This window comes from Roseospira marina, assembly GCF_014197855.1.
GTDB lineage: Bacteria > Pseudomonadota > Alphaproteobacteria > Rhodospirillales > Rhodospirillaceae > Rhodospira > Rhodospira marina.
In genome coordinates this window covers 1-19,472 of sequence record NZ_JACIGJ010000028.1, presented here as the reverse complement: position 1 = coordinate 19,472, position 19,472 = coordinate 1, and the positions used below count along the sequence as shown (strand labels likewise).

Below are 19,472 nucleotides of genomic sequence, written 5' to 3'. Positions count from 1 at the left end.
CGCTGTGGTTGCCCATCATGCCCTTTCCGGCACCGGACGTGTGTGATCTATGATGCAGCATATGGTGTCTCTCTCTCTTGCGCAAACCCTTGCAAGGAGGTAGCGTGAACACCCTTCCGCTTGTTCACGCGGACTGAAGTCTGGCCCTCGCTGGCCTGCGTCGTAGGGTGCGTCCGCGCCGAAAGGCGCGACGCACCATTCGCCGGTGCATCGCCCGCCGCGTTCGCGGCGGTCAGACGCACCCTGCAGCGTGGTCACGTGGACGGCGTTCCTGACCGAACCGCCGACCCCTTTTGATTGCTTAGCGCGCCGAACCGCCGGTATCCTGTCGTTCTCCTTGGGGAAGGCCGGAGGGCGGCGATGGAGGACGCTGGGGGACGGCAGGCGAACCACCCCAACCGTCTGCGACAGCGGTTGGCGGAGCCGGTTGACTCCACCACGGCCGACGATCTCCTCAGCCGCTGGTTCCAGGCCGATATCATCGTTCGGGTCGGCCTCGGCCCACCGCCGGGGCTGATCCCGGGGCTGATCACCGACCCGCGCCTTCCCGGCCGCCTGCGCGGCGCCTTGGGGGAGGCCCTGCTGGCGGGCGCCAGCGCCGAAGCCCGGCGCGGCGAGCCCTGTCCGTGGGATCCGCCCTGCGCGCTGGACGTGCTGTGGGGCGAGACCGGCCCCGTTCGCCGGGGCGTGGAGATCCCCCGGCCGTTCGTGGTCCGCGTCGATCCCGATCCCCCGGACGACGCCCGAATCACCCTGTCGCTGTTCGGCTTCGCCACCGACTGGGCGGAGGGCGTGGCGGAGGCCCTGGTGCGCGCCCTGCGGGCCGGCGTTGGCAGCGGCGTGGACGGTGCCCGCCTGACATTGGAGCCCGGGCGACGCGATATCGTCACGCCCGAACCGCCCACGCCCGTGATGCCGGAGGTTTTAGGGCCGGGCCTGGGCTCGGTCGCCCTCGACGTCCGCACACCCCTGGTGCTGCGCCGCAAATCCGCCCTGGTGCTCGATCCCCTGGCGCTGCTCACCAGCCTGTCGCGGCGCGCGGAGGGCTTCGCCCGTTGGCACGATACCGCGCTGACGGTCGACGGCGGCGCCCTGGCCGAGACGGCGGCGGCCCTGACGCTCGACGGTCAAGAGTTGCGCCCGGCCGGCTGGACCCGGGGCTCGGCCCGCCAGCCCGGGCGCGGCATTCCGGTGACGGGGGTTGTGGGCCGGCTGGTGCTGCGCGGCCCGCCGGAGGCGCTGGCGCGCGCGGGGGCGCTGCTGGCCCTGGGTGGCCGCTTCGGCGCCGGCGGCCACGCCGCGCAGGGGATGGGACGCTACGACATCGAACGCGGCGCATGACCGATCGGCGGCCCCCAGCAAGACGCCCGGCCCAGGCCTCCGTTCCCGAAGCCCTTACCAGGTGCCGGTCATGGGCACGGCTCACCACGGGCGGATCGCGCCCCTGCAAGCGTGATCAGGTTACCACCGGCCTCGGTGCCCTGGGCCAGCCGCATAACGTGCGCCTCCCAGGCTTCCCAGGCCATGCGCTTTTCGGTCGCGAAATCGTGATGCTGGTAGACCCCCACCACCCCGGCAAAGGACCCCGAGATGTGGTTCAGGCACTTCTCGACGGTGGCAATGTTGATGCCCAGGCGGGCCATGCCGGAGGCGACGGTTCGCCGGATATCATGCACCCGCCACGGTTGGATGTCGTCGCCGGTGATTTCGGTCATGAGGCGGTCGCACTGTTTCTTGGCGACGCTGTGCCCTGAAATCGGCGCCGCGCCCCCGGTGGTGAACACATAGACGGGCTTCCTGCCCCGCTGGGGCGCGATTTTCGGCTGGGCCTCGATAATCCTGAGGGCCGTGTCGGTCAGGTGGACGGCATGGGGCCGGCTGTTCTTGGTTCTGGTGCCCGGGATGGGTCCAGGTCCGGTTGTCCAAGTCCAGTTCATCCCAGCGCATCCCGCAGACTTCATCCCGCCGGCATCCGGTCAGGATCAGCAGCTTGTACGTGGGGCCGAACGCGCCCATGCGGTCGCTCGTGGCCCACAGGGCTTTCAGTTCGGCGTCGGTCAGGGTGCGGTCGCGCACCACCTTCGGCGCCGGGGCCGACACGTCGGCGCAGGGTGACGTTTCGAGGATGCCCCGCTCGACACACCACGCGCACATCTTCCGCAGGGCGGCCAGGACCCGGTTGCTCAGGGTCCCCACTCGTGACGATGCCCCGGTCGCCGCCCTGGGCGCGCGCCTTGATCAGCTCGTCGAGGTCCTCAGCCAGATCCCCGCCACCGCCGGCCGGCCCCTGTCCGCCGGCGGCACCTCCACCGCTTCCTTCAAGACGGACTGTTAGGTATGCGCAACGACACCCGCGGCGTCTTCAACGCCTACTGCGCGGACGTCGCGCGCCTGAATGGGATCCCGGATGCGACCCAGAAGTTCGCGGTCGCACCCACCGTCGAACAGACCCTGGAGAACCGGATCCAGCAGTCGGCCGAGTTCCTCCAGCGCGTCAACGTGACCGGGGTCGCCCAGCCGTCCGGCCAGGTCCTCGGCCTGGGCACCACCGGGCCGATCGCCGGGCGCACCGACACCACCACCGCCCCGCGCCAGCCCCGCGACATCCACGGCCTGGGGCGGCGCGACTACCAGACCGTCCAGACCAACTTCGACAGCTTCATCCGCTACGACACCCTGGACGCCTGGGCCAAGTTCCCGGACTTCCAGACCCGGGTGCGCAACAAGGTGGTGGAACAGATCGCCCGCGACCGCCTGACGATCGGCTGGAACGGTACCCATGCTGCCGCCACCACGGATCCGGTCGCCAACAAGTTGCTGCAGGACGTCAACGTCGGCTGGCTGGAATACCTGCGCGTGGCCGACCCGGGGCGCGTGTTCACCGGCCCCAAGGTGGGCGAGCAGGCGGGTGCGGACTACAAGACCCTCGACGGCCTGATCTTCGATGCCGTCAACAGCTACCTCGACGACTGGTACAAGGACGATCCGAACATCATCGCCATCTGCGGGCGCTCCCTGTACAGCGAACGCATGCTCGGCCTGATCGAGGTCCATAGTGGCACGCCCACGGAAGCCGAGGCCCTGAAGACCATGCAGGCCGGGCGCGCCGTCGGCGGCAAGACCGCCCAGTTCGTGCCGTTCTTCCCCACCGTTTCGATCCTGCTGGCCAACCCGAAGAACCTGTCCATCTACTGGCAGACGGGGACCCGGCGCCGCCAGATCGACGACCAGCCGTCCTGGGACCGCATCGTTGACTTCCAGTCCGTCAACGAGGGGTACGTGATCGAGGACACCGGGGCCTGTTGCCTGATCGAGGGCATCCAGGTGCCCGACGGCGCCGGCGGGTGGGCGTGATGGCGACCCCCGCCCAGATCGCGCGCGGCCGCGCGTTGGCCCGCATGGATGCTGCGCGCGCGGCCGATCCGTCTGTCGCGCCCACGGGGACCACCGGCCTCGACGCCATGCTGCGCCGGCTGAAGGCGGACCTCGACCGCATCCGCGCCGTCAAATCCATGGCGACTCGGGGCGAGATGAAGGCGGAGCTTCTGCCCGGCTACATGCCCTATGTGGACGGGGTGATGGAGGCCGACAGCGGCCGCCAGGACGCCGTCGTGGTGCAAATGATGATCTGGGCGCGCGATGCCCGATCGTGGCCCGTGGTGCTGCGCATCGCGGGCTATGTGGTGCGCCACGGGTTGGCCATGACCATGGGCCGATTTTTGAGTGGAGAGGGAGCCCGCACCGGCGCCCCTGTCCAATCCGCCCTCCTGTTGGAAAACGGCCCCGTGGCCGGGCGCATGGCCGAGGTGCTGTGTGACCTGTGCAAGGTCCCTGGCCCGCGCCGCCAGGACGTGCTGGAGACCCTGCACACCGCCGCCACCCGCCGCCAGGACGCCATCGCCTCCGACCATGCCGTGGTCGAGGAATGGTGGGAGCTGGTCGAGTTCCTGGACCCCGACGGCGACAAGCTGAACCACAGCCGCAAGCCGGACCAACTCCTCGCGCTGAACCTCAATCAGGTCATCCAGATGGCCCAGCAGCGCCAGCAGGTGGGCGGCATCGTCGGCGCGGTCGACGTGGTCGCGTGCGTGACCGACCACCCGAGCCCCTGGTTCTTCGGGCCGATCGGGTGGGTGTTGGCGAACCCCAGGCCGCTCCTGTTCACGCCCTGCCGGGGTCGGTTGGGGTTGTTCACGCCCGACCTGACGGTCCGGCAATGGGAGACGATCGCGGTCGCGCTGACCGTCGGGGCCGGTGCGTCATGACCGCGCCGGCGATGGTCCGGGAGGCCTTGCGCCTGTTGAACGAGGGCTGGCCGGCGACGGCGCAATTCTGCGCCTACGACGCCGGCACCAGGGCGGGCGAGGCCCTGGCCCCGTCCGCCGCCTGTCCGTTCGACGACCAGGTCTTTCCCGCGCTCGCCGCCGCCTGGGAGCGCGGCCGGAGTCAGACCATCGCGTTCCAGGCAGGCCTGCGCCGAAGCCGCGATGGCGCGGCCCGGCCGCGTCTCATCCTCCGCCACGCCGGCGGCACCCATGCCGCCCACGCCCACCCCGAGGACTGACCATGCCGGTCCCGTGCCTCTGTCACCCCGAAGGAGTCCACGCCATGATTCACACCACCTTGGCCTCCGTGCCCGTCGCGGCCCTTCGCCCCGTCACCTATCGCGGCGAGCCGGTGCTGACCACTGAGATCCTCGCCGCCGCCTACGGCACCGAGACGGTGCGCATTCGGCAGAACATGACGCGCAACGCGGATCGGTTCGTCGAGGGCAAGCACTACTTCAAAATCACGGGCGACGAGCTCCGCATGTTCCGTGACCGAACCGAGTATCTCAAAGATACTCCGTTCGCGATCGGATCGACCGTTTCCGCCCTCATCCTCTGGACCCAGCGCGGCGCCGCCCGGCACGCCAAGATGCTGGAGACGGACGCCGCCTGGGAGGTGTTCGAGGCCCTCGAGGACTCCTACTTCGATCGGCGCGAAGGGACCGGCGAGCCGTCCGCCCGGCGGTACAATCCCAGTAGCGGCGAGTGGACCGAAACCCGACCCGGCACCGAAAGCCGGCGGTTCTGGGAGGAAATGCACCGCCTGGGCTTTGCCGACACCAAGGCGTTGGCGGAGGCTAGCCAGTTGAGCCGGACCACCCTTTGGCACTTCACCCAAGGCAACATGGTGCCGAAGAAGGGCCTCGACATGCTCAAGCTGATCGGGCTCGGCTTCGACCTGCGCTATCTCATCTACGGCGAGCGCACGTTTGCCCGCGCCGAGCTGGATCTGATCGCCGCCTACCGCGACGGCGATGCCGCCGGCGTCGAGCGCATCGCGGCCGCACGGCCGCCCCGCCTCACCGATCAAACCGACGGCGAGACCTGACGCGATGCCCCGCACACCCACCGCATGGCCGCTTGGGGCGCTCCCGCGTCGCATGACGCGGGAGCTGGCCGCCTACTACGTCGGCATTTCGCCGACCACCTTCGACCACCGAGTCCGGGACGGGGTGTATCCCAGCGCCCATCCCGACGGCCGCTACGACCGCCGGGCGCTCGATCTGGCCGTGGACCGCCAGTCCGGACTCGACACCAACGGAACAGGGGCGGACGATGAGCCCATCGACTGGGGAATCCGGGAGCCCGGCAACATCAATGGTGCGGGTTGATTTCCGTCACGTCCACGCGGTCAAGAAGCGGCTCGCCGACGGCACCGTTCGGACCTACTACTACCACCGTCACACGCGCTTGCGTTTGCCGGACGATCCGACGTCGCCCGAATTTGCCCAGGCTTTGAAGGACTTGGCGCCCGCCAAGGACAGCCCCGAGGGTGTCGCGCCGGGATCCTTCGCCGCCCTGGTCGAGGCTTATCTTGGCAGCCCCGAGTTCCGATCCCTGGCCCCGAAGACCCAACGGGACTACCGGCGCTATCTGGATGTGATCCGCGAAAGCTGGGGGCGGAACCCGGTGCGCAAGGTTACGCGAGAACACGTCCTGGCCCTGCGCGACCACTACGCCAGCCGGCCGCGCACCGCGAACTATGTGGTCTCCGTCCTGCGCGTCCTGCTGTCCTATGCCGTTGATCGCCCTTCGCTCTACGGCTTGACGGGCAATCCGGCCGCGCGGCCGAAACGCCTGAAGACGAACGGGGGGCACCGGCCCTGGGAGGAATCGGAAATTGCCGCCTTCCGGGCGCATTGGCCGCTCGGCTCCCTGGAACGCACGGCCTTTGAACTGGCCCTGAACACCGGCCAGCGCGGGGGCGACATCGCCGCCATGGCGCGGTCGCATGTGAAGGGGGGCCTGATCATGATCGCCCAGGAGAAAACCGGAGCGCGGGTCGAGGTCCCGATCTCGCTGGCCTTGGCCGAAGCCCTTGCCGCCTGGGATACCGCACGCTCCGAACGGATCGCGGCGTTCAAAGCAGCGGGACGGCCGGTGCCGCTCGACATGGGAAGCCGCGTTCTCACGTCACCGGAACGCGGCTATGCCCTGACCGTGGACTACTGGCGCCACCTGATGATCGACGCCATGCAAGCCGTGCCCGGTCTGGCCCAGGGCCTCGGTGCCGGGGGCGTCACCACGCACGGCCTGCGCTACACGGCCGCCACGCGCCTGCGGGAACTCGGGCTCGGGTGGGAAGACATTGGCGCCATCACCGGCCATGAGACCGCCGCCATGGCGCGCAAATACAGCAGCCGCCGGCGCCGGGCCAAGATCGCGATCCACCGTCTGGATCAGGCGACCGCCGAGGATACGCCGACCGATGATGGGAACAAATCCGGGCCAAAAGTGTAAACCGCCCTGCCAAATTTGGTAAACTGAACGACAAAGGGGCTAGCCGGTTACGGCTAACCCCTTGCTTTATAACTTAAATTTGGTGTGCCCAGCAGGACTCGAACCTGCGACCCGCTGATTAAAAGGACTTTGCTTTTGCTGCCGTTTCAGGGCGCTCGTTTGGCAAAGCCCCCGACTTTGGCCGTCTCAAATCAAAGGCTTACGGGAATTTTGGAAATGCCAGGACGGTCGCTTCCCGTCAGGTCGGAGAGGGATTCCAGCGGCCGCCGGCGACGTCCCTGCACCTGGGCGGGAGAGTGTGCGGCATGGCTGCCTGTGAGCTCGGCCGAGGGCGTGAATGCCGGCATCGAGCGCGTGGTGGGGGCGGTATAGGGAATGTCCATGCGGGGTCGACCGCGCGCGCGAGGGGCGGCCCCAATCTTTGCCCATCGGAAAAGAGTAACATTAGCAATCAAGAGATCAGAATAGGGATAGGGCGTTGAAACGAAGCGGTTTTTCGGATCAGGCTGAAGGGTAACAATTGAGGAATGGAAAGGTAATGTCATTACTGTTTTCAAAGGTCATGTGCGCCCGCTAAAAATTCGTGTATAATCAACGTGTTCTGAAAACATTACTCTTTATGTTACCCGACATAACCCGGCGGCAGTAATGTTTTTATTGCGGCAAATCAGAGGGTTAGCGGGCAAAATCCCGCCATGTGACCAAGGTTACTCTTTTCCGGAGGCACCCCAAAGATTGGGGGTGAAGACGGGGTCCCGCCCCGAGGCCGAAGCGTGCAGAGAATTGCAGAGATCGGCCTCCGCCATCCTACCACGAAACGCCCAAGGCTTGCGCGGCTTCCGGCCGTCTCGGCGCTGCAAAGATCCGCGGCCGTTTTTGTGTCGTCCGCTCCCCCCCGCGCACGACAGACGGCGGAGTGGCGACCGCGGGGCGGGGCCGCTCGTGGGCGTCGGGTTGGAATGCGGGCATTCCAACCGGCCGGTTCTGGCATGGGGTCATCGTCGGCGGGGAGGATGGCCTTGGCATCCCCGCCGGGCTGGCGGGGGCCGGGGCGCGCCAACGCCCCGAGCCGGGAGTGAGGTCCTCCCCCACGATCCACGTCACGCGCCATGGAGCGCGGCCCGCCCTCGCGAGCCCGCGAGGCGACGAAAGGGGACCGACCATGCTTCCGGAGTCAATCCGCTGCCACGCCTGCCGCAAAAAACTTGGGGAAATCCAGGACCTGAGCGCCGGCCTGATCAGCATCAAATGCCCCCGTTGTGGGGTGATCAACGTTTGGAGGGCCGCGACTCCATGCCGGTCGAGCCCCCCATCCGGGCGCCGGGGAGCACCAGAGACGGACACGCCCCCCGATGGCACCCAAACCCCCGCCGGGACGGAACGGCTTCACCTATCGCCCCCAGTGGGCGGTCCTCGTCGTCTGCGATGACGAAGACCACCAGCGCGCCACCTACGAGGCCCTCCGGGCCATGGGGCTGCGGCTCCGGGTGGTGGCGGTATGAGGATCACCGTTGAGAAGGGGCCGACCGCCGGCCCGGGCTATCGCGCGGCCCGCGTGCGGTCCCTGTTCAACTGCGAGGGCGAGGCCGAGGGCTTTTCCCTCGCGGTCGACCTGCCGGACACCTGGACCGGGATCGGCGTCATCCACGGCCCGTCCGGGTCCGGCAAGACCACCCTGGGCCGCGCCCTGGTCGACCGGATCGGCGCGACGTTCTGGGCGCCGGAGTGGCCGGCCGGAACGCCGCTGATCGAGGCCCTGGGACCGGACCTTCCGTTTGATCGCATCACGCAGGTCCTGACCGCCGTCGGGCTGGGCTCCGTCCCGGCGTGGCTGCGGCCTTATGACGTGCTGTCGAACGGGGAACGCTTCCGCGCCGACATGGCGCGCCTTGTCCTGTCGCGGCCCGACCGCCCGGTGATTGTCGACGAGTTCACCAGCGTCCTCGACCGTCAGATCGCCCGGGTGGGGGCCGCCGCCTACGCCAAGGCGTGGCGCCGGTCGGTGCCCGAGGGCCGCCTGATCCTGTTGACCCCGCATGACGACATCCTGGATTGGCTGGATCCGGATTGGAGCTGTGACACGGCCACCGGCGCGGTGACCGTGGGGAGGGGCCGACGGCGACCGCCGCTCCCCCTTGAAATCGTGGAAACCGGCTGGGCCAACTGGCCGTTATTCGAGCCGCATCATTATCTGAAGTTGCCGAACATGATCGCCGCCAAGTGCTATGTCGGCACGGTCAATGGCGGCCCGGTCGCGCACCTGGGCGTCACCACGCGCCCCGGTGTCGTGGAGGCCCGGGCCTGTCGGCTGGTGGTCATGCCGGAGTGGCAGGGCATCGGGGTCGGCATGGCCTTCCTGAACGCGGTGTGCGCCGCCTGGGCGGCGGGGGACAATCCCTTCCGCCGCCCCTTGCGGACCCTGTTCCACACCTCCCACCCCGGCCTTGCCGCCGCCCTGCGCAAGCATCCCGCCTGGACGCAAGTCTCCGCGAGCCTGATCGGCGGCAACAAGAGCCAATCGGCCATCAGGCTGCGCCGTGCGGGCCATGGATCCGGCTACGGCGGGCACCTGCGTGCCGTGCAGGGGTTCCGGTACCTGGGGGCATCATGAGGATCGTTGTGATCGGCCAGAAGTGGCTGGCTGCTACCGTCGCCGCCGATCTGGCGGCCGCGGGGCATGATTTGCACATCATCGCGCCCAACGCGGAGGACCGGTTGGCGGTCGCCGCCCACGCCTTGGGCGTGCCCTTGAGCCTGCACGGCCCCGGCCGTCGCTTGGACGGAACCGCGATCCCGCCGTGCGACTTGGCCGTGGCCGCGCACTGCCATGTGTTCCTGCCGGCGGAGGCGCGCGCGGCGGCCCGTCATGGGGTGATCGGTTATCACCCGAGCCTGTTGCCCCTCCATCGGGGCCGGGACGCGGTGTGGTGGACCATCCACAACGGCGATCCCGTCACCGGCGGCACGGTCTACCGCATGGATGACGGCTACGACACCGGCCCCATCGTGGCTCAGGAGTGGTGTTTCGTGCGGGCCGACGACACCCCGGCCAGCCTGTGGCGCCGCGACCTAGCGCCCATGGGGCAGCGCATGTTGGGTGGCGTTGTGGCCCGGCTCGGCGAAGGCGGGGCATTGCCCGAGACGCCCCAACCCGAACTTCGACCCCGCCTGGGCCCTTTGGAACAGCCGGCGTCGTTGGGCGGGTGAGCGGTGTCCGCGCCGTCACGCAGCCAACGGCTTGAACACCGCCCGCCTGCTGGACACCTTGATGGTCGCCCAGGACCGCCTGCGCGCCACCGTGATCGATTGCTTGCCGTGGGACGAGTTGCTGAGCCGCTATGACCGTCCGGATGCCCTGGTCTACCTCGACCCGCCGCACTACGCCTGCGGGACGTACTACGGCCCCGGCCTCTTCAGCCGGGACGATCACGCCCGGCGGTCACGCCCCGTTGCGTGGTGTAGGAGCTGCGGGTAAGGGGGCGCCGCCGCGACCGCCCAGAGTCAGGCGGCGGCGGGCCGCTTATCCATAGCGGTGGTCATCGCGAGTTTCCGGTAGGGTTTTGTCGCCAAACGAAGCCCAACCACAGGAGCCCCGACGATGACCGAGACCATGATGGACCTGCAGGTGCTGCGACATCTGGGCGCACCCTGCGACTGACCGTGGTCGGTCAGATGTGGGACTATACGAACTGTCCTAGCGCTTCTGCGCTTTATGATGCGGCCCTTGTTCGAAGACGGAATGCCGCCTACCATTACACCGGCAGGTGGGACGATGGATTCATATCTCGAGATCGCAGAGCGGGTGTTGAGGGGGACTCGCAGACCTATGTCTGCTCGAGGGATTCTTGATGCCGCCTATCAAGCAAATATTGTTCCAGACCACCTCAAAGGGAAGACGCAACACAAAACTCTCCAGGCCCGCCTGAGCGAAGATATTCTGCATCGTGGGAATGATTCTCGGTTTTATAGAACCGAACCAGGAATTTTTTTTCTTTGCGAATTTATATCCGCCCCTGATGTTCCAAAAAAATTTAAGGAAAAATTTCCGGCTAGGAGGCGAACCAGAGATCTTCAGAGGGGCTTGCCTCTTGGAGTAAGCCGAGTGTTCCTCGGAAATTCAAGTGCGGGCATATCACCGCTCAGTGCGGACGAGCTTTTTCGCTCGGCAGAGGAACGCGGCGCAATGAGATATATGCTGCCGCAAGACTTCGATGACTACGCTACGATTTGGTCTTTTTCATTAGTGCGTAGGAATCGTAGTTTTTTGTCATATCGAATTGGACGGTATCGTGATGACCGTGACACATTTGCAAACAAGAGGACTATTGGATTTCCAGGACTTGTCACTGATAGTGACTACTCTTTGTTCTCTCAGCGCGATTATGGTACGGCAGATAAGGCGCTGAGCATTCTCCTCCTTGACCTTGATCTTTCTCTACACTCTTTTCAGGGTGGCGAGCCTATAAAGCCTAAGCCGATTTTCGCTCTCGAAGCGGAGGGAGATGATGGCGTTGGGGTTCTATTGGTTGTTCTCGAGTGGGTGTGTCCCAACTGGTTCGAGCCTACGACAAGGCGGTTGTCGCTAAATGATCCAAACTGGCTTGACGTTTCGGTGCCCCCAAACAATCCTGATGACTTCGAGCCCTGGAGCAATGCAGTATTTAGTCTCTTATACGAACATGGCTTGAGACAAGAGTGATACAAAAGAATATAACACAAGAAAAAGCGAACTTCATTCGCTATGAAATTGAGAACGGTGATGACCGGCGCAAGAAGGTCGCACTACAAGAGGTTGCGCGGATTTACCGGTCTGGCGCGCGATTTCCCCCCGATATACGCAACAGCCTTGAGCTGACCATAAATGGCCTTTTGAGTGCCCAGCAGGACGACAAAGTCACCCGATGGTGCCTAAACTGTGTTGCCCAGATGGGCACGCGCGATGGCTCGATGCAGTCGGTGGAGAGAGCGCTGCTGCAACAGGTAGGAAACCCGGAAATCATTGCTGCCGCTGTGGCGGCCGCAGCAAAGCTGTATGCTGGCCAGTTGGACGAATGTACCGCATTGGGTTCCGTCCAGCCTGAGATCAAAACACTGGCGGCTTTACAGGTGACGAGTCCGTCAAAGCTCGATCTGTCGGGTTTTCGCATAAATGTTGATAGAGCGGATGATGAGGTTCTCAAGCTTGCGCTAATTGCGGTAGGTTTGAACCGGGCGTTTGAGAACATGTTTCATCCGCGCCACTCTAATGGGGCTCTCGTTCGCGTGCTTGGTCAGCATGATAATATTATAGTTAAGCAGTATTCTGTTTGGTCTATTATAGAAAATGAGATGCTAAGCATTAATGATCTTGGAATTCCTTTAATAGATTTGGAGTCGCAGCCCCCAAATGTGCAATCAAAGATGCTTCAACTTGCCGCTGAGCAGATTGTTGACCCCATGGAGCGGCAGGATATTATTTATAAGGGCTCTTATTTAAAATCTATTGATGCTCGCGAAGGGCTTGCAAGGGGCCTCCAGGAGGTTTTTTACGAGGGACTTGAAGATATTACAATAGATTGGTTTGATGTAGAGGCCAGCTTTCGTGTACGGGAATTGCTCGCCGAGCATTTCGCAAGATTTGGGTCTGACTCTGCTGTCTACAAAGAAAAGTCGATCGAGATACTAGAGAAGGAGCCCAATTTAAAAAACAGGCTTTATTTGGGGGCGGAGGGCAAGAAGCTATACGGAGAACTAAAGCGAAATGATCAGCGGAAAGGGATGGGGGATCTTTTTGGTGATGATTTCGATCCAGTCATATCAAATATTGCGGGGACATTTAAGATGAAGGAAACGAAGGTTCTTATGATGTGTGCGTCTCCGAAAAACACCACATTTTTGCGGCTCGATCAGGAGGCGCGAGATTTGAGAGAGCAGATGCGCCTTGTTGACGATAAAAAGCGGGAAATTAATATTACTCATGCGTGGGCGGTTAGGGTTGATCAGGTTCAAATGGAGGTTCTAAATAGTTCTCCAAATATTCTTCATTTTAGCGGGCATGGGAGCGCTGGTGTTCTTTGTTTCGAAGATAAAGATGGAGAGGCCAAGACGGTTTCGTCTATTGCTTTTGAAGGGCTTATTAAACTGTCTGAATCCATAGAATGCGTTGTTATGAACGCTTGCTACTCTGATAGCATCGCTGATCAGCTCGCGCCGCATGTAAAGGCTGTCATAGGATGCGTTTCGTCTATTGGCGATGAAGCCGCAGTTTCCTTCACTAGCGCATTCTATCGTGCCCTTGCGCACGATCAGTCTTATCAGCGTGCTTTTGATCTTGCGCTTAACGATTTACAATTCAGAGGTATGGACGCCGAGGCGAAAAAATATCGCTTCGTTTTAGGTTCCCGCGATTAGTGATGGATGAAAATCGTTTCCATAAATAAATTATTGTCCTGTTTATTGATTGGTGCCCGTTGTTATTGTCGACTTATTTTGGCGCCGTCTAATTAAGAATCCCAAACGCATCGAACCCCACCACCTCGTCCCCCATCCAGGTGTTGATGGCGGATTCGATCTCCATGGCGAGGGGGCGGAGTTCGAGGTACCAGAACACGGGGGCGGCTTTGGAGACGTCGCCGAAGCCGCCGGCGTTCTGGGGCACGATGCCCAGCAGGTGCGGCGGCACGCGGTGCGCGGCGAGGACGTCGTCGCGGGTGACGGTCTTCATGTGCAGGAACTCGTCCTTGGCCGTCACCTCGGCGATGGGGATCACCTTGAGGCCGTCCGCCTTGCCCTGGGGGGCATACATGAACACGTTGCGGAAGTTGCCCGGCCCCTTGCTCTCCTTCAGCGCCTTGCGCATGGCGTCGATATCGGTCTGATCCTGGGCCGCGTCGGTCATGTAGAGGATGAACCCGGCGTGCGACCCGTTGACGTAGTATTTGCGGCGGAACAGGGTCGCGGCCTCGTTGAGCAACGCCGACTGTAGGCACGCCTCATAGGACGGCCGGCCGTAGATCTCCTGGGAGAGATCGGGCTGTTGCAGGTGCAGAACCTCGCCGGCGAGATCGTGTTCCCGGCCGTCGATCAGCATGAGCACGCGGCCGTCCCGCCGGACCCGGGTGAAGCGGCCCAGCGTGGGCTTCAGCGCCATCGGCCGGCCCAGCACCGAATCAACGCGCTCGATCCAGGCGTTGCCCAGCACGATCCGATCCTGAAGGATCCGGGTCATGGCGGCGCGCGACAACAGGGGCGAGGGACGGTACAGGCTGGCCAGCATCTGCACCTTGAGGCCGACCGCGCTTTCGTGGTGCGGGTTGGCCTTCAGGGCGCGGACCAGCCCATCGAAGGACAGCGGCGGCTCGTAATAGGACCCGTTCCAGGCGGACTCGAAGTAGCCCAGGATCTCGCGCTGATCCAACACCGGCTCGGGCTCACCGAAGGAGAACACCTCGACGTGCGGCTCGGCCGGGGCGGCGGAGGGGGTGGCGGTGTCAGTCATCAACAGAACTCCACAAAGCCGCGCCGGCCGGTTGGGTGGCCGCCGCCGGTGTCTTCGAAGTCGCGGAACTCGACGCGGTCGAGGGCGTGCATGATCGCCCAGGCCACGTCCGCGTGCCCGGTGGTCTCGGACCGCGACGCCTGGAACGTCATTTGCCGGCCGGTGGGCGTCATGGTCTGGCGGATGGCCAGGAAGGCGAGCGGAATGTCGGTCTGGCCCGCGTCCCATTCGACGCGGCGGCGGCTGATCAGGTGCTTGGCCTTCAGAACCATGCGGGCCTTGGTTTCGACCGAATAGGTGATCGCCACGGCGGCGGGCCAGAAGCCGCGCACCATCTCGAACACGCCCGCACCGATGCCGGAGACGTCGACGGCGACGCGCTCCACCCGGTAGCGGGTGGTGAGCTGGCGGATGGCCTCGGCCTGGGCGTGGAAGTCCACACCACTGAACGTCAGGCGTTCGACCACACGATAGGCGCCGCCCTCGGTCTTGGGCGGAGCGATCACCGCGACCGACGCATCGTCGCGCGATCGGCTCGGGTCGTACCCGATCCACACCGGCCCGATGTTGTGGCGGTTCGGCCCGTCCGGGATGTCCGGCCACGCGTCCCAGGCATCCACGGAACACTTTTGCAGTTCGGCGAAGGTGAAGAACGACGCCGCGTCGTCGACCCACTGGCACAGGAACAGGTTGGAAAAGTCGCGCGCGTTGTAGGCCCTGCGCAGGTCCTCCAGGTCGAACAGGTCGCAGCCCTGCGCGGCCGCGTCCTCGATCGTGACCATGTGGCGCCACACGCCGTCTGGCCCGACGGCGCCGTCCTTCAGCACCTCGTGCGCCAGCACGAACGCGGCCTGATCCTCGCGCGGCCGGTCGCGGTTGAACTCGCGCCCGTCCCAGAAGGCGGCCGCGTCGTGGCCGATGGTCGACGGGGTCGAGAAGTAGGTGAGGCGCCACTTCTTGTGCGTCGCCATGCCGCTGGCGACCTTCTTGAACGCGGCCAGCTTGCCGATCCAGGCGTATTCGTCGAGGTAGACGTGGCCGTGGTAGCTCTGGGCGGTCTTGGTGTTGGTGCCCAAGAAGTACAGCTCCGCGCCGTTCCAAAGCTTGATGGGCGAGCCTTGCAGCTCCACGCCCGTCACGTCCTTGATCCAGGCGACGATGTAGCTCTTGAACACATGGGCCTGGGCCTTGGAGGCGGACAGAAAGATCTGGTTGTCGCCGGTCTCCAGGGCGTCCAACACGGCCTCGCGGGCGAAGTACCATGTGGCGCCGATCTGGCGGGACTTCAGGATATTGCGCCGCTTGTGTTCGGCCTTCGCCCGCCACCAGGTCTTTTGATAGGCGAACAGGTGGGCGTGGAAGTCGGCGCGCAACGCGGCGACCTGATCCTCGGTCAGGGTGTTCTTGGCGACCTTCGCTTTGCGCCGGCCCTCGGCGCGGTTCTGGATCGCGGGGTTGAGGTCGGACTCGCGCCCCGTGGTCTCGTACTTCTGCACGCGCGCGGTGCGTTCGATCAGGCGGCCCAGGCGCTCCATCTCGTCCAGCTCGCGCTCGGACTTGTCCGGTGTGGCGATCAGGACGGCCAGCCGGCGTTCGGCCGCGTCCTCGATCCGGGCCGCGCGCGGGGCCTCGTCCCACCGGTCGCGGCGCTTCCAGCTATCCACGGTGCCATAGGGGATCGCCAGCCGCCGGGCGATATCGGCGACGGCGTGGCCCTGCCAGTACAGGGCGCGGGCGGCGGTGCGCGGTGTGGTGTCGGTCGTCATGGCGCCCATGGGGCCGCGCCAATCCGCACAACGCACGCCTGCGCGGGTTGGAATGCCCGCATTCCAACCGCGAGGCCCTGGTCTCCGCCCAATCCCTCCGCGCACGCTGCCCGACAGTGAACCCGTCCAATCAACGGAGAGAGCGCGTGCGCACCAAGTGGTTCCGGGTCTGCCAGTCGGGCAAGACCATCGACGGGCGCGAGATCACGCCCCAGCAGATCGACGAGATGGCGGAGACCTACAACCCGCGCACCTATGGCGCCCGGGTGTTCGTCGAACATTTCCGCTCCATCCTGCCGGACTCGCCGCTGTCGGCCCTGGGCGACGTCCTGGCCCTGCGGGCGGAGACGGACAGCGCCACCGGCGCCCGCGTCCTGTTCGCTCAGGTCGACGCCACCGACCGCCTCGTCACGCTGGCCCAGAACCGGGACAAGTCCTATTGGTCGATCGAGATGGCGCCGAACATGGCCGGCTCCGGCAAGGCGTACATGGTCGGCCTGTCGGTGACCGATACGCCGGCGTCGCTCGGGACCGATCTCATCAAGCTGAGTGCCAGCGCCGGCACCCTGCCGGAGCCGATGCGCGACCACCTGTTCAGCGAGGCCGTGGAGCACACCGGCCCGCTGGCCGAGGACGCCCCGGACACCGGCTTCGTCGAGCGCATCCGCCAGCTTCTCAGCGGCGAAGGGCGCAAGACCGACGCCCGCCTGACCGGTCTGGAATCCGCCATCACCGAACTCGCGGGGGCCGTGGGCACTCTCACGACCTTCGCCTCCGGTTCGCCGGCCCCGGCTGCCGTTCCCCCCACGCAGCCGCCGGCGACGGCGGCGGGCGCGTCTTCGACCTCCGCTCCGGGTCAGACGTCGCCCGCCGCCCCCTCTGATGACCGGGCCCCCATGGACGCCCTGGGCGCGCGCTTCGATCAGCTCCTCGAAACCCTGTCCCACATCCCCGCCACCGCCGGCCGGCCCCTGTCGGCGGGCGGCACCTCCACCGCTTCCCTCAAGACGGACTGCTAGGCATGCGCAACGACACCCGCGGCGTCTTCAACGCCTACTGCGCGGACCTCGCGCGCCTGAACGGGATCCCCGACGCGACCCAGAAGTTCGCGGTCGCACCCACCGTCGAACAGACCCTGGAGAACCGGATCCAGCAGTCGGCCGAGTTCCTCCAGCGCGTCAACGTGACTGGGGTCGCCCAGCCGTCCGGGCAGGTCCTCGGCCTCGGCACCACCGGGCCGATCGCCGGGCGCACCGACACCACCACCGCTCCGCGCCAGCCCCGCGACATCCACGGCCTGGGGCGGCGCGACTACCAGACCGTCCAGACCAACTTTGACAGCTTCGTTCGCTACGAGACCCTGGACGCCTGGGCCAAGTTCCCGGACTTCCAGACCCGCGTGCGCAACAAGGTGGTCGAGCAGATCGCCCGCGACCGCCTGATGATCGGCTGGAATGGAACCCATGCTGCCGCCACCACGGACCCGGTCGCCAACCCGCTGTTGCAGGACGTCAACGTGGGCTGGCTGGAATATCTACGCACGGTCGACCCGGCCCGGGTGTACACCGGCCCCAAGGTGGGCGAGCAGGCGGGGGCGGACTACAAGACCCTCGACGGCCTGATCTTCGACGCCGTCAACAGCTACCTCGACGACTGGTACAAGGACGATCCGAACATCATCGCCATCTGCGGGCGCTCCCTATACAGCGAACGCATGCTCGGCCTGATCGAGGTCCATAGTGGCACGCCCACGGAAGCCGAGGCCCTGAAGACCCTTCAGGCGCACCGCGCCGTGGGCGGCAAGACCGCCCAGTTCGTTCCGTTCTTCCCCACCGTCTCGATCCTGCTGGCCAACCCGAAGAACCTGTCCATCTACTGGCAGACGGGGACCCGGCGCCGCCAGATCGACGACCAGCCGTCCTGGGACCGCATCGTTGACTTCCAGTCCGTCAACGAGGGGTACGTGATCGAGGACACCGGGGCCTGTTGCCTGATCGAGGGCATCCAGGTGCCCGACGGCGCCGGCGGGTGGGCGTGATGGCGACCCCGGCCCAGATCGCGCGCGCCCGCGCGTTGGCCCGCATGGATGCGACGCGGGCGGCCGACCCCGGGAGCGCCCCGGCCTCGGCCGGGACGTCCGGGTTGGACGTCATGCTGCGCCGGCTGAAGGCGGACCTCGACCGCATCCGCGCCGTCAAGTCCATGGCGACCCGGGGCGAGATGAAGGCGGGGCTGCTGCCCGGCTACATGCCCTACGTCGACGGCGTGATCGAGGCCGACAGCGGGCGTCAGGACGCCGTCGTGGTGCAAATGATGATCTGGGCGCGCGACGCCCAATCCTGGCCGGTGGTGTTGCGCATCGCGGGCTATGTGGTGCGCTACGCCCTGGCCATGCCCGACGGCTTCGACCGCGATGCCGCGACCTGGCTGGTGGAGGAACTGGCCAACGCCGCCGCCGACGATCCGGCCGCGTTGCCGCACCTGGACACCGCCCTGCGCCTGACCGCCGATCACGACATGCACGACCCGGTGCGCGCCAAGGCGCTGAAGGTGCTCGGCCTCGCCGTTGAGGACACCGACCCGGGCCTCGCCCTGGACCGGCTCGAGCGGGCCTATGCCCTCGACCGGGGCGCCGGTGTGAAGAAAGCCCTCGACCGTGTCCGCAAAGCCATCGCCGCCGAACCGACCGCCGATCCGGATCCCGGGTCGGCGGTCCCTGAGTAGCGCGCGGGGGATCCGGGTTCCTCCTTCGCACGCTGGGGATCGGGGCGGGTTCTGTCGCCTCGCCCGTCCCGATCTCATCCCTTCGTTTGAAGGATCGCCCCGGCTCCGTCTTCGACGTCGCGGGGCTCCGCCTAAAGGCGCCGGCCCGGTCGGGCCGGTTGGTGACACCAGGGAGTGGATCCGATGGTCTCCGTCATTCCGCACACCGCCGCCCCGGCCGATCCGGTAATCATCGCCGTCGATCCGGACGGCTGGTATCCGGCCGTCGACGTGACCGCCTTGCGCCTTCGCACCGGCCTGGACGGCACCTGGACCGACGCCCGCCTGACCCCGGTGGTGCGCGAAGAGGCCGACGCCATCGCCGGCGTGCTGACGGAGTGGCGCGCGGGCAAGCAAGCCCGGGGCGCGGCGTCCCTCGCGGCCGTCGATCCCGATCAGACCATCGAGGGCACCCCGCTCACCGTCTGGCGTTGGCAGGCGGCCCTTGATGGTCGGGTCCGGGCCGCCGTCATCCGCGCCACCCGGGACTTCCACGCCACGGGAGACGGCCACACCCGCGCCGACGCGCTCGAACCGACGGCCGACGAGTGGCTCGGCCGGGCGCACGAAGCCCTGTCCCGCCTGATGGGCCGGCCCCGCACCGTGGTGGAACTGATCTGATGGCACCGACACAACCCGCCATGGGCCTGACCCGCGCCCGTCCGGGCGACACCGTCG

Annotated in this window: 20 protein-coding genes; 17 read left to right on the top strand and 3 right to left on the bottom strand. The window is 65.8% G+C overall.

Annotation, left to right across the window (positions count from 1 at the left end):
• The first annotated feature begins 360 nt into the window (after positions 1–360).
• The gene (gene cas6, locus GGD82_RS19760) at positions 361–1,341 is read left to right on the top strand and encodes a CRISPR system precrRNA processing endoribonuclease RAMP protein Cas6 (protein WP_150064063.1); all 981 of its coding nucleotides are present in this window, start codon (positions 361–363) and stop codon (positions 1,339–1,341) included.
• A gap of 68 nt (positions 1,342–1,409) precedes the next feature.
• Here the strand turns inward: cas6 and GGD82_RS19755 are convergent, their stop codons facing one another.
• Positions 1,410–1,961: a tyrosine-type recombinase/integrase gene (locus GGD82_RS19755; RefSeq protein ID WP_150064064.1), complete on the bottom strand. Its 552-nt coding sequence runs from the start codon at positions 1,959–1,961 to the stop codon at positions 1,410–1,412.
• Positions 1,962–2,337: 376 nt separating this feature from the next.
• Between GGD82_RS19755 and GGD82_RS19750 the strand changes: the two genes are divergently transcribed.
• The 12 genes from GGD82_RS19750 (at position 2,338) to GGD82_RS21510 (ending at position 13,178) form a co-directional block, all read left to right on the top strand.
• Positions 2,338–3,354, top strand: a complete 1,017-nt coding sequence (locus tag GGD82_RS19750) for a phage major capsid protein, P2 family (protein ID WP_150064065.1) — start codon at positions 2,338–2,340, stop codon at positions 3,352–3,354.
• Entirely contained in the window at positions 3,354–4,265 is a 912-nt protein-coding gene (gene gpM, locus GGD82_RS19745; protein ID WP_150064066.1) for a phage terminase small subunit, read from the top strand. The genes GGD82_RS19750 and gpM (GGD82_RS19745) overlap by 1 nt, the downstream gene beginning before the upstream one ends.
• Positions 4,262–4,564 (top strand): hypothetical protein, encoded by a 303-nt coding sequence (locus tag GGD82_RS19740; protein ID WP_150064067.1) that lies wholly within the window; start codon positions 4,262–4,264, stop codon positions 4,562–4,564. The genes gpM (GGD82_RS19745) and GGD82_RS19740 overlap by 4 nt, the downstream gene beginning before the upstream one ends.
• Before the next feature lie 44 nt (positions 4,565–4,608).
• The gene (locus GGD82_RS19735) at positions 4,609–5,376 is read left to right on the top strand and encodes an ORF6N domain-containing protein (RefSeq protein ID WP_150064068.1); all 768 of its coding nucleotides are present in this window, start codon (positions 4,609–4,611) and stop codon (positions 5,374–5,376) included.
• A 4-nt stretch (positions 5,377–5,380) separates the two neighbouring features.
• Complete coding sequence (locus tag GGD82_RS19730) at positions 5,381–5,659, top strand: hypothetical protein (RefSeq protein WP_184013328.1); 279 nt, start codon at positions 5,381–5,383, stop codon at positions 5,657–5,659.
• Positions 5,646–6,788, top strand: coding sequence for a tyrosine-type recombinase/integrase (locus GGD82_RS19725; protein WP_150064069.1), 1,143 nt, complete (start codon positions 5,646–5,648; stop codon positions 6,786–6,788). The genes GGD82_RS19730 and GGD82_RS19725 overlap by 14 nt, the downstream gene beginning before the upstream one ends.
• 1,352 nt (positions 6,789–8,140) lie before the next feature.
• A complete protein-coding gene (locus GGD82_RS19720) occupies positions 8,141–8,290 on the top strand; it encodes a hypothetical protein (protein WP_170284474.1) in 150 nt (49 codons plus the stop codon).
• Positions 8,287–9,399: an AAA family ATPase gene (locus tag GGD82_RS19715; protein WP_150064070.1), complete on the top strand. Its 1,113-nt coding sequence runs from the start codon at positions 8,287–8,289 to the stop codon at positions 9,397–9,399. The genes GGD82_RS19720 and GGD82_RS19715 overlap by 4 nt, the downstream gene beginning before the upstream one ends.
• Positions 9,396–9,995 carry a formyltransferase family protein gene (locus tag GGD82_RS19710; protein ID WP_150064071.1) on the top strand — a complete coding sequence of 200 codons (600 nt, stop codon included), beginning with the start codon at positions 9,396–9,398 and terminating at the stop codon, positions 9,993–9,995. The genes GGD82_RS19715 and GGD82_RS19710 overlap by 4 nt, the downstream gene beginning before the upstream one ends.
• 31 nt (positions 9,996–10,026) lie before the next feature.
• Positions 10,027–10,263, top strand: a complete 237-nt coding sequence (locus GGD82_RS19705; RefSeq protein WP_150064072.1) for a DNA adenine methylase — start codon at positions 10,027–10,029, stop codon at positions 10,261–10,263.
• A gap of 237 nt (positions 10,264–10,500) precedes the next feature.
• Positions 10,501–11,487, top strand: coding sequence for a winged helix-turn-helix domain-containing protein (locus GGD82_RS19700; protein WP_150064073.1), 987 nt, complete (start codon positions 10,501–10,503; stop codon positions 11,485–11,487).
• Positions 11,484–13,178: a CHAT domain-containing protein gene (locus GGD82_RS21510; RefSeq protein WP_150064074.1), complete on the top strand. Its 1,695-nt coding sequence runs from the start codon at positions 11,484–11,486 to the stop codon at positions 13,176–13,178. Before GGD82_RS19700 ends, GGD82_RS21510 begins: the two co-directional genes overlap by 4 nt.
• 88 nt (positions 13,179–13,266) lie before the next feature.
• Here the strand turns inward: GGD82_RS21510 and GGD82_RS19690 are convergent, their stop codons facing one another.
• Together GGD82_RS19690 and GGD82_RS19685 are read right to left on the bottom strand one after the other, a co-directional pair.
• Positions 13,267–14,265, bottom strand: coding sequence for a phage portal protein (locus GGD82_RS19690; protein ID WP_150064075.1), 999 nt, complete (start codon positions 14,263–14,265; stop codon positions 13,267–13,269).
• Complete coding sequence (locus GGD82_RS19685; RefSeq protein WP_150064076.1) at positions 14,265–16,040, bottom strand: terminase large subunit domain-containing protein; 1,776 nt, start codon at positions 16,038–16,040, stop codon at positions 14,265–14,267. The genes GGD82_RS19690 and GGD82_RS19685 overlap by 1 nt, the downstream gene beginning before the upstream one ends.
• Positions 16,041–16,177: 137 nt before the next feature.
• Between GGD82_RS19685 and GGD82_RS19680 the strand changes: the two genes are divergently transcribed.
• From GGD82_RS19680 to GGD82_RS19665, 4 genes are all read left to right on the top strand, one after another.
• Entirely contained in the window at positions 16,178–17,050 is an 873-nt protein-coding gene (locus GGD82_RS19680) for a GPO family capsid scaffolding protein (RefSeq protein WP_170284476.1), read from the top strand.
• Between the two features lie 2 nt (positions 17,051–17,052).
• Positions 17,053–18,069, top strand: a complete 1,017-nt coding sequence (locus GGD82_RS19675) for a phage major capsid protein, P2 family (RefSeq protein WP_150064078.1) — start codon at positions 17,053–17,055, stop codon at positions 18,067–18,069.
• Positions 18,069–18,755 (top strand): phage terminase small subunit, encoded by a 687-nt coding sequence (gene gpM, locus GGD82_RS19670; RefSeq protein ID WP_150064079.1) that lies wholly within the window; start codon positions 18,069–18,071, stop codon positions 18,753–18,755. Before GGD82_RS19675 ends, gpM (GGD82_RS19670) begins: the two co-directional genes overlap by 1 nt.
• A gap of 183 nt (positions 18,756–18,938) precedes the next feature.
• Complete coding sequence (locus tag GGD82_RS19665) at positions 18,939–19,415, top strand: head completion/stabilization protein (protein WP_150064080.1); 477 nt, start codon at positions 18,939–18,941, stop codon at positions 19,413–19,415.
• Positions 19,416–19,472: the final 57 nt, after the last annotated feature.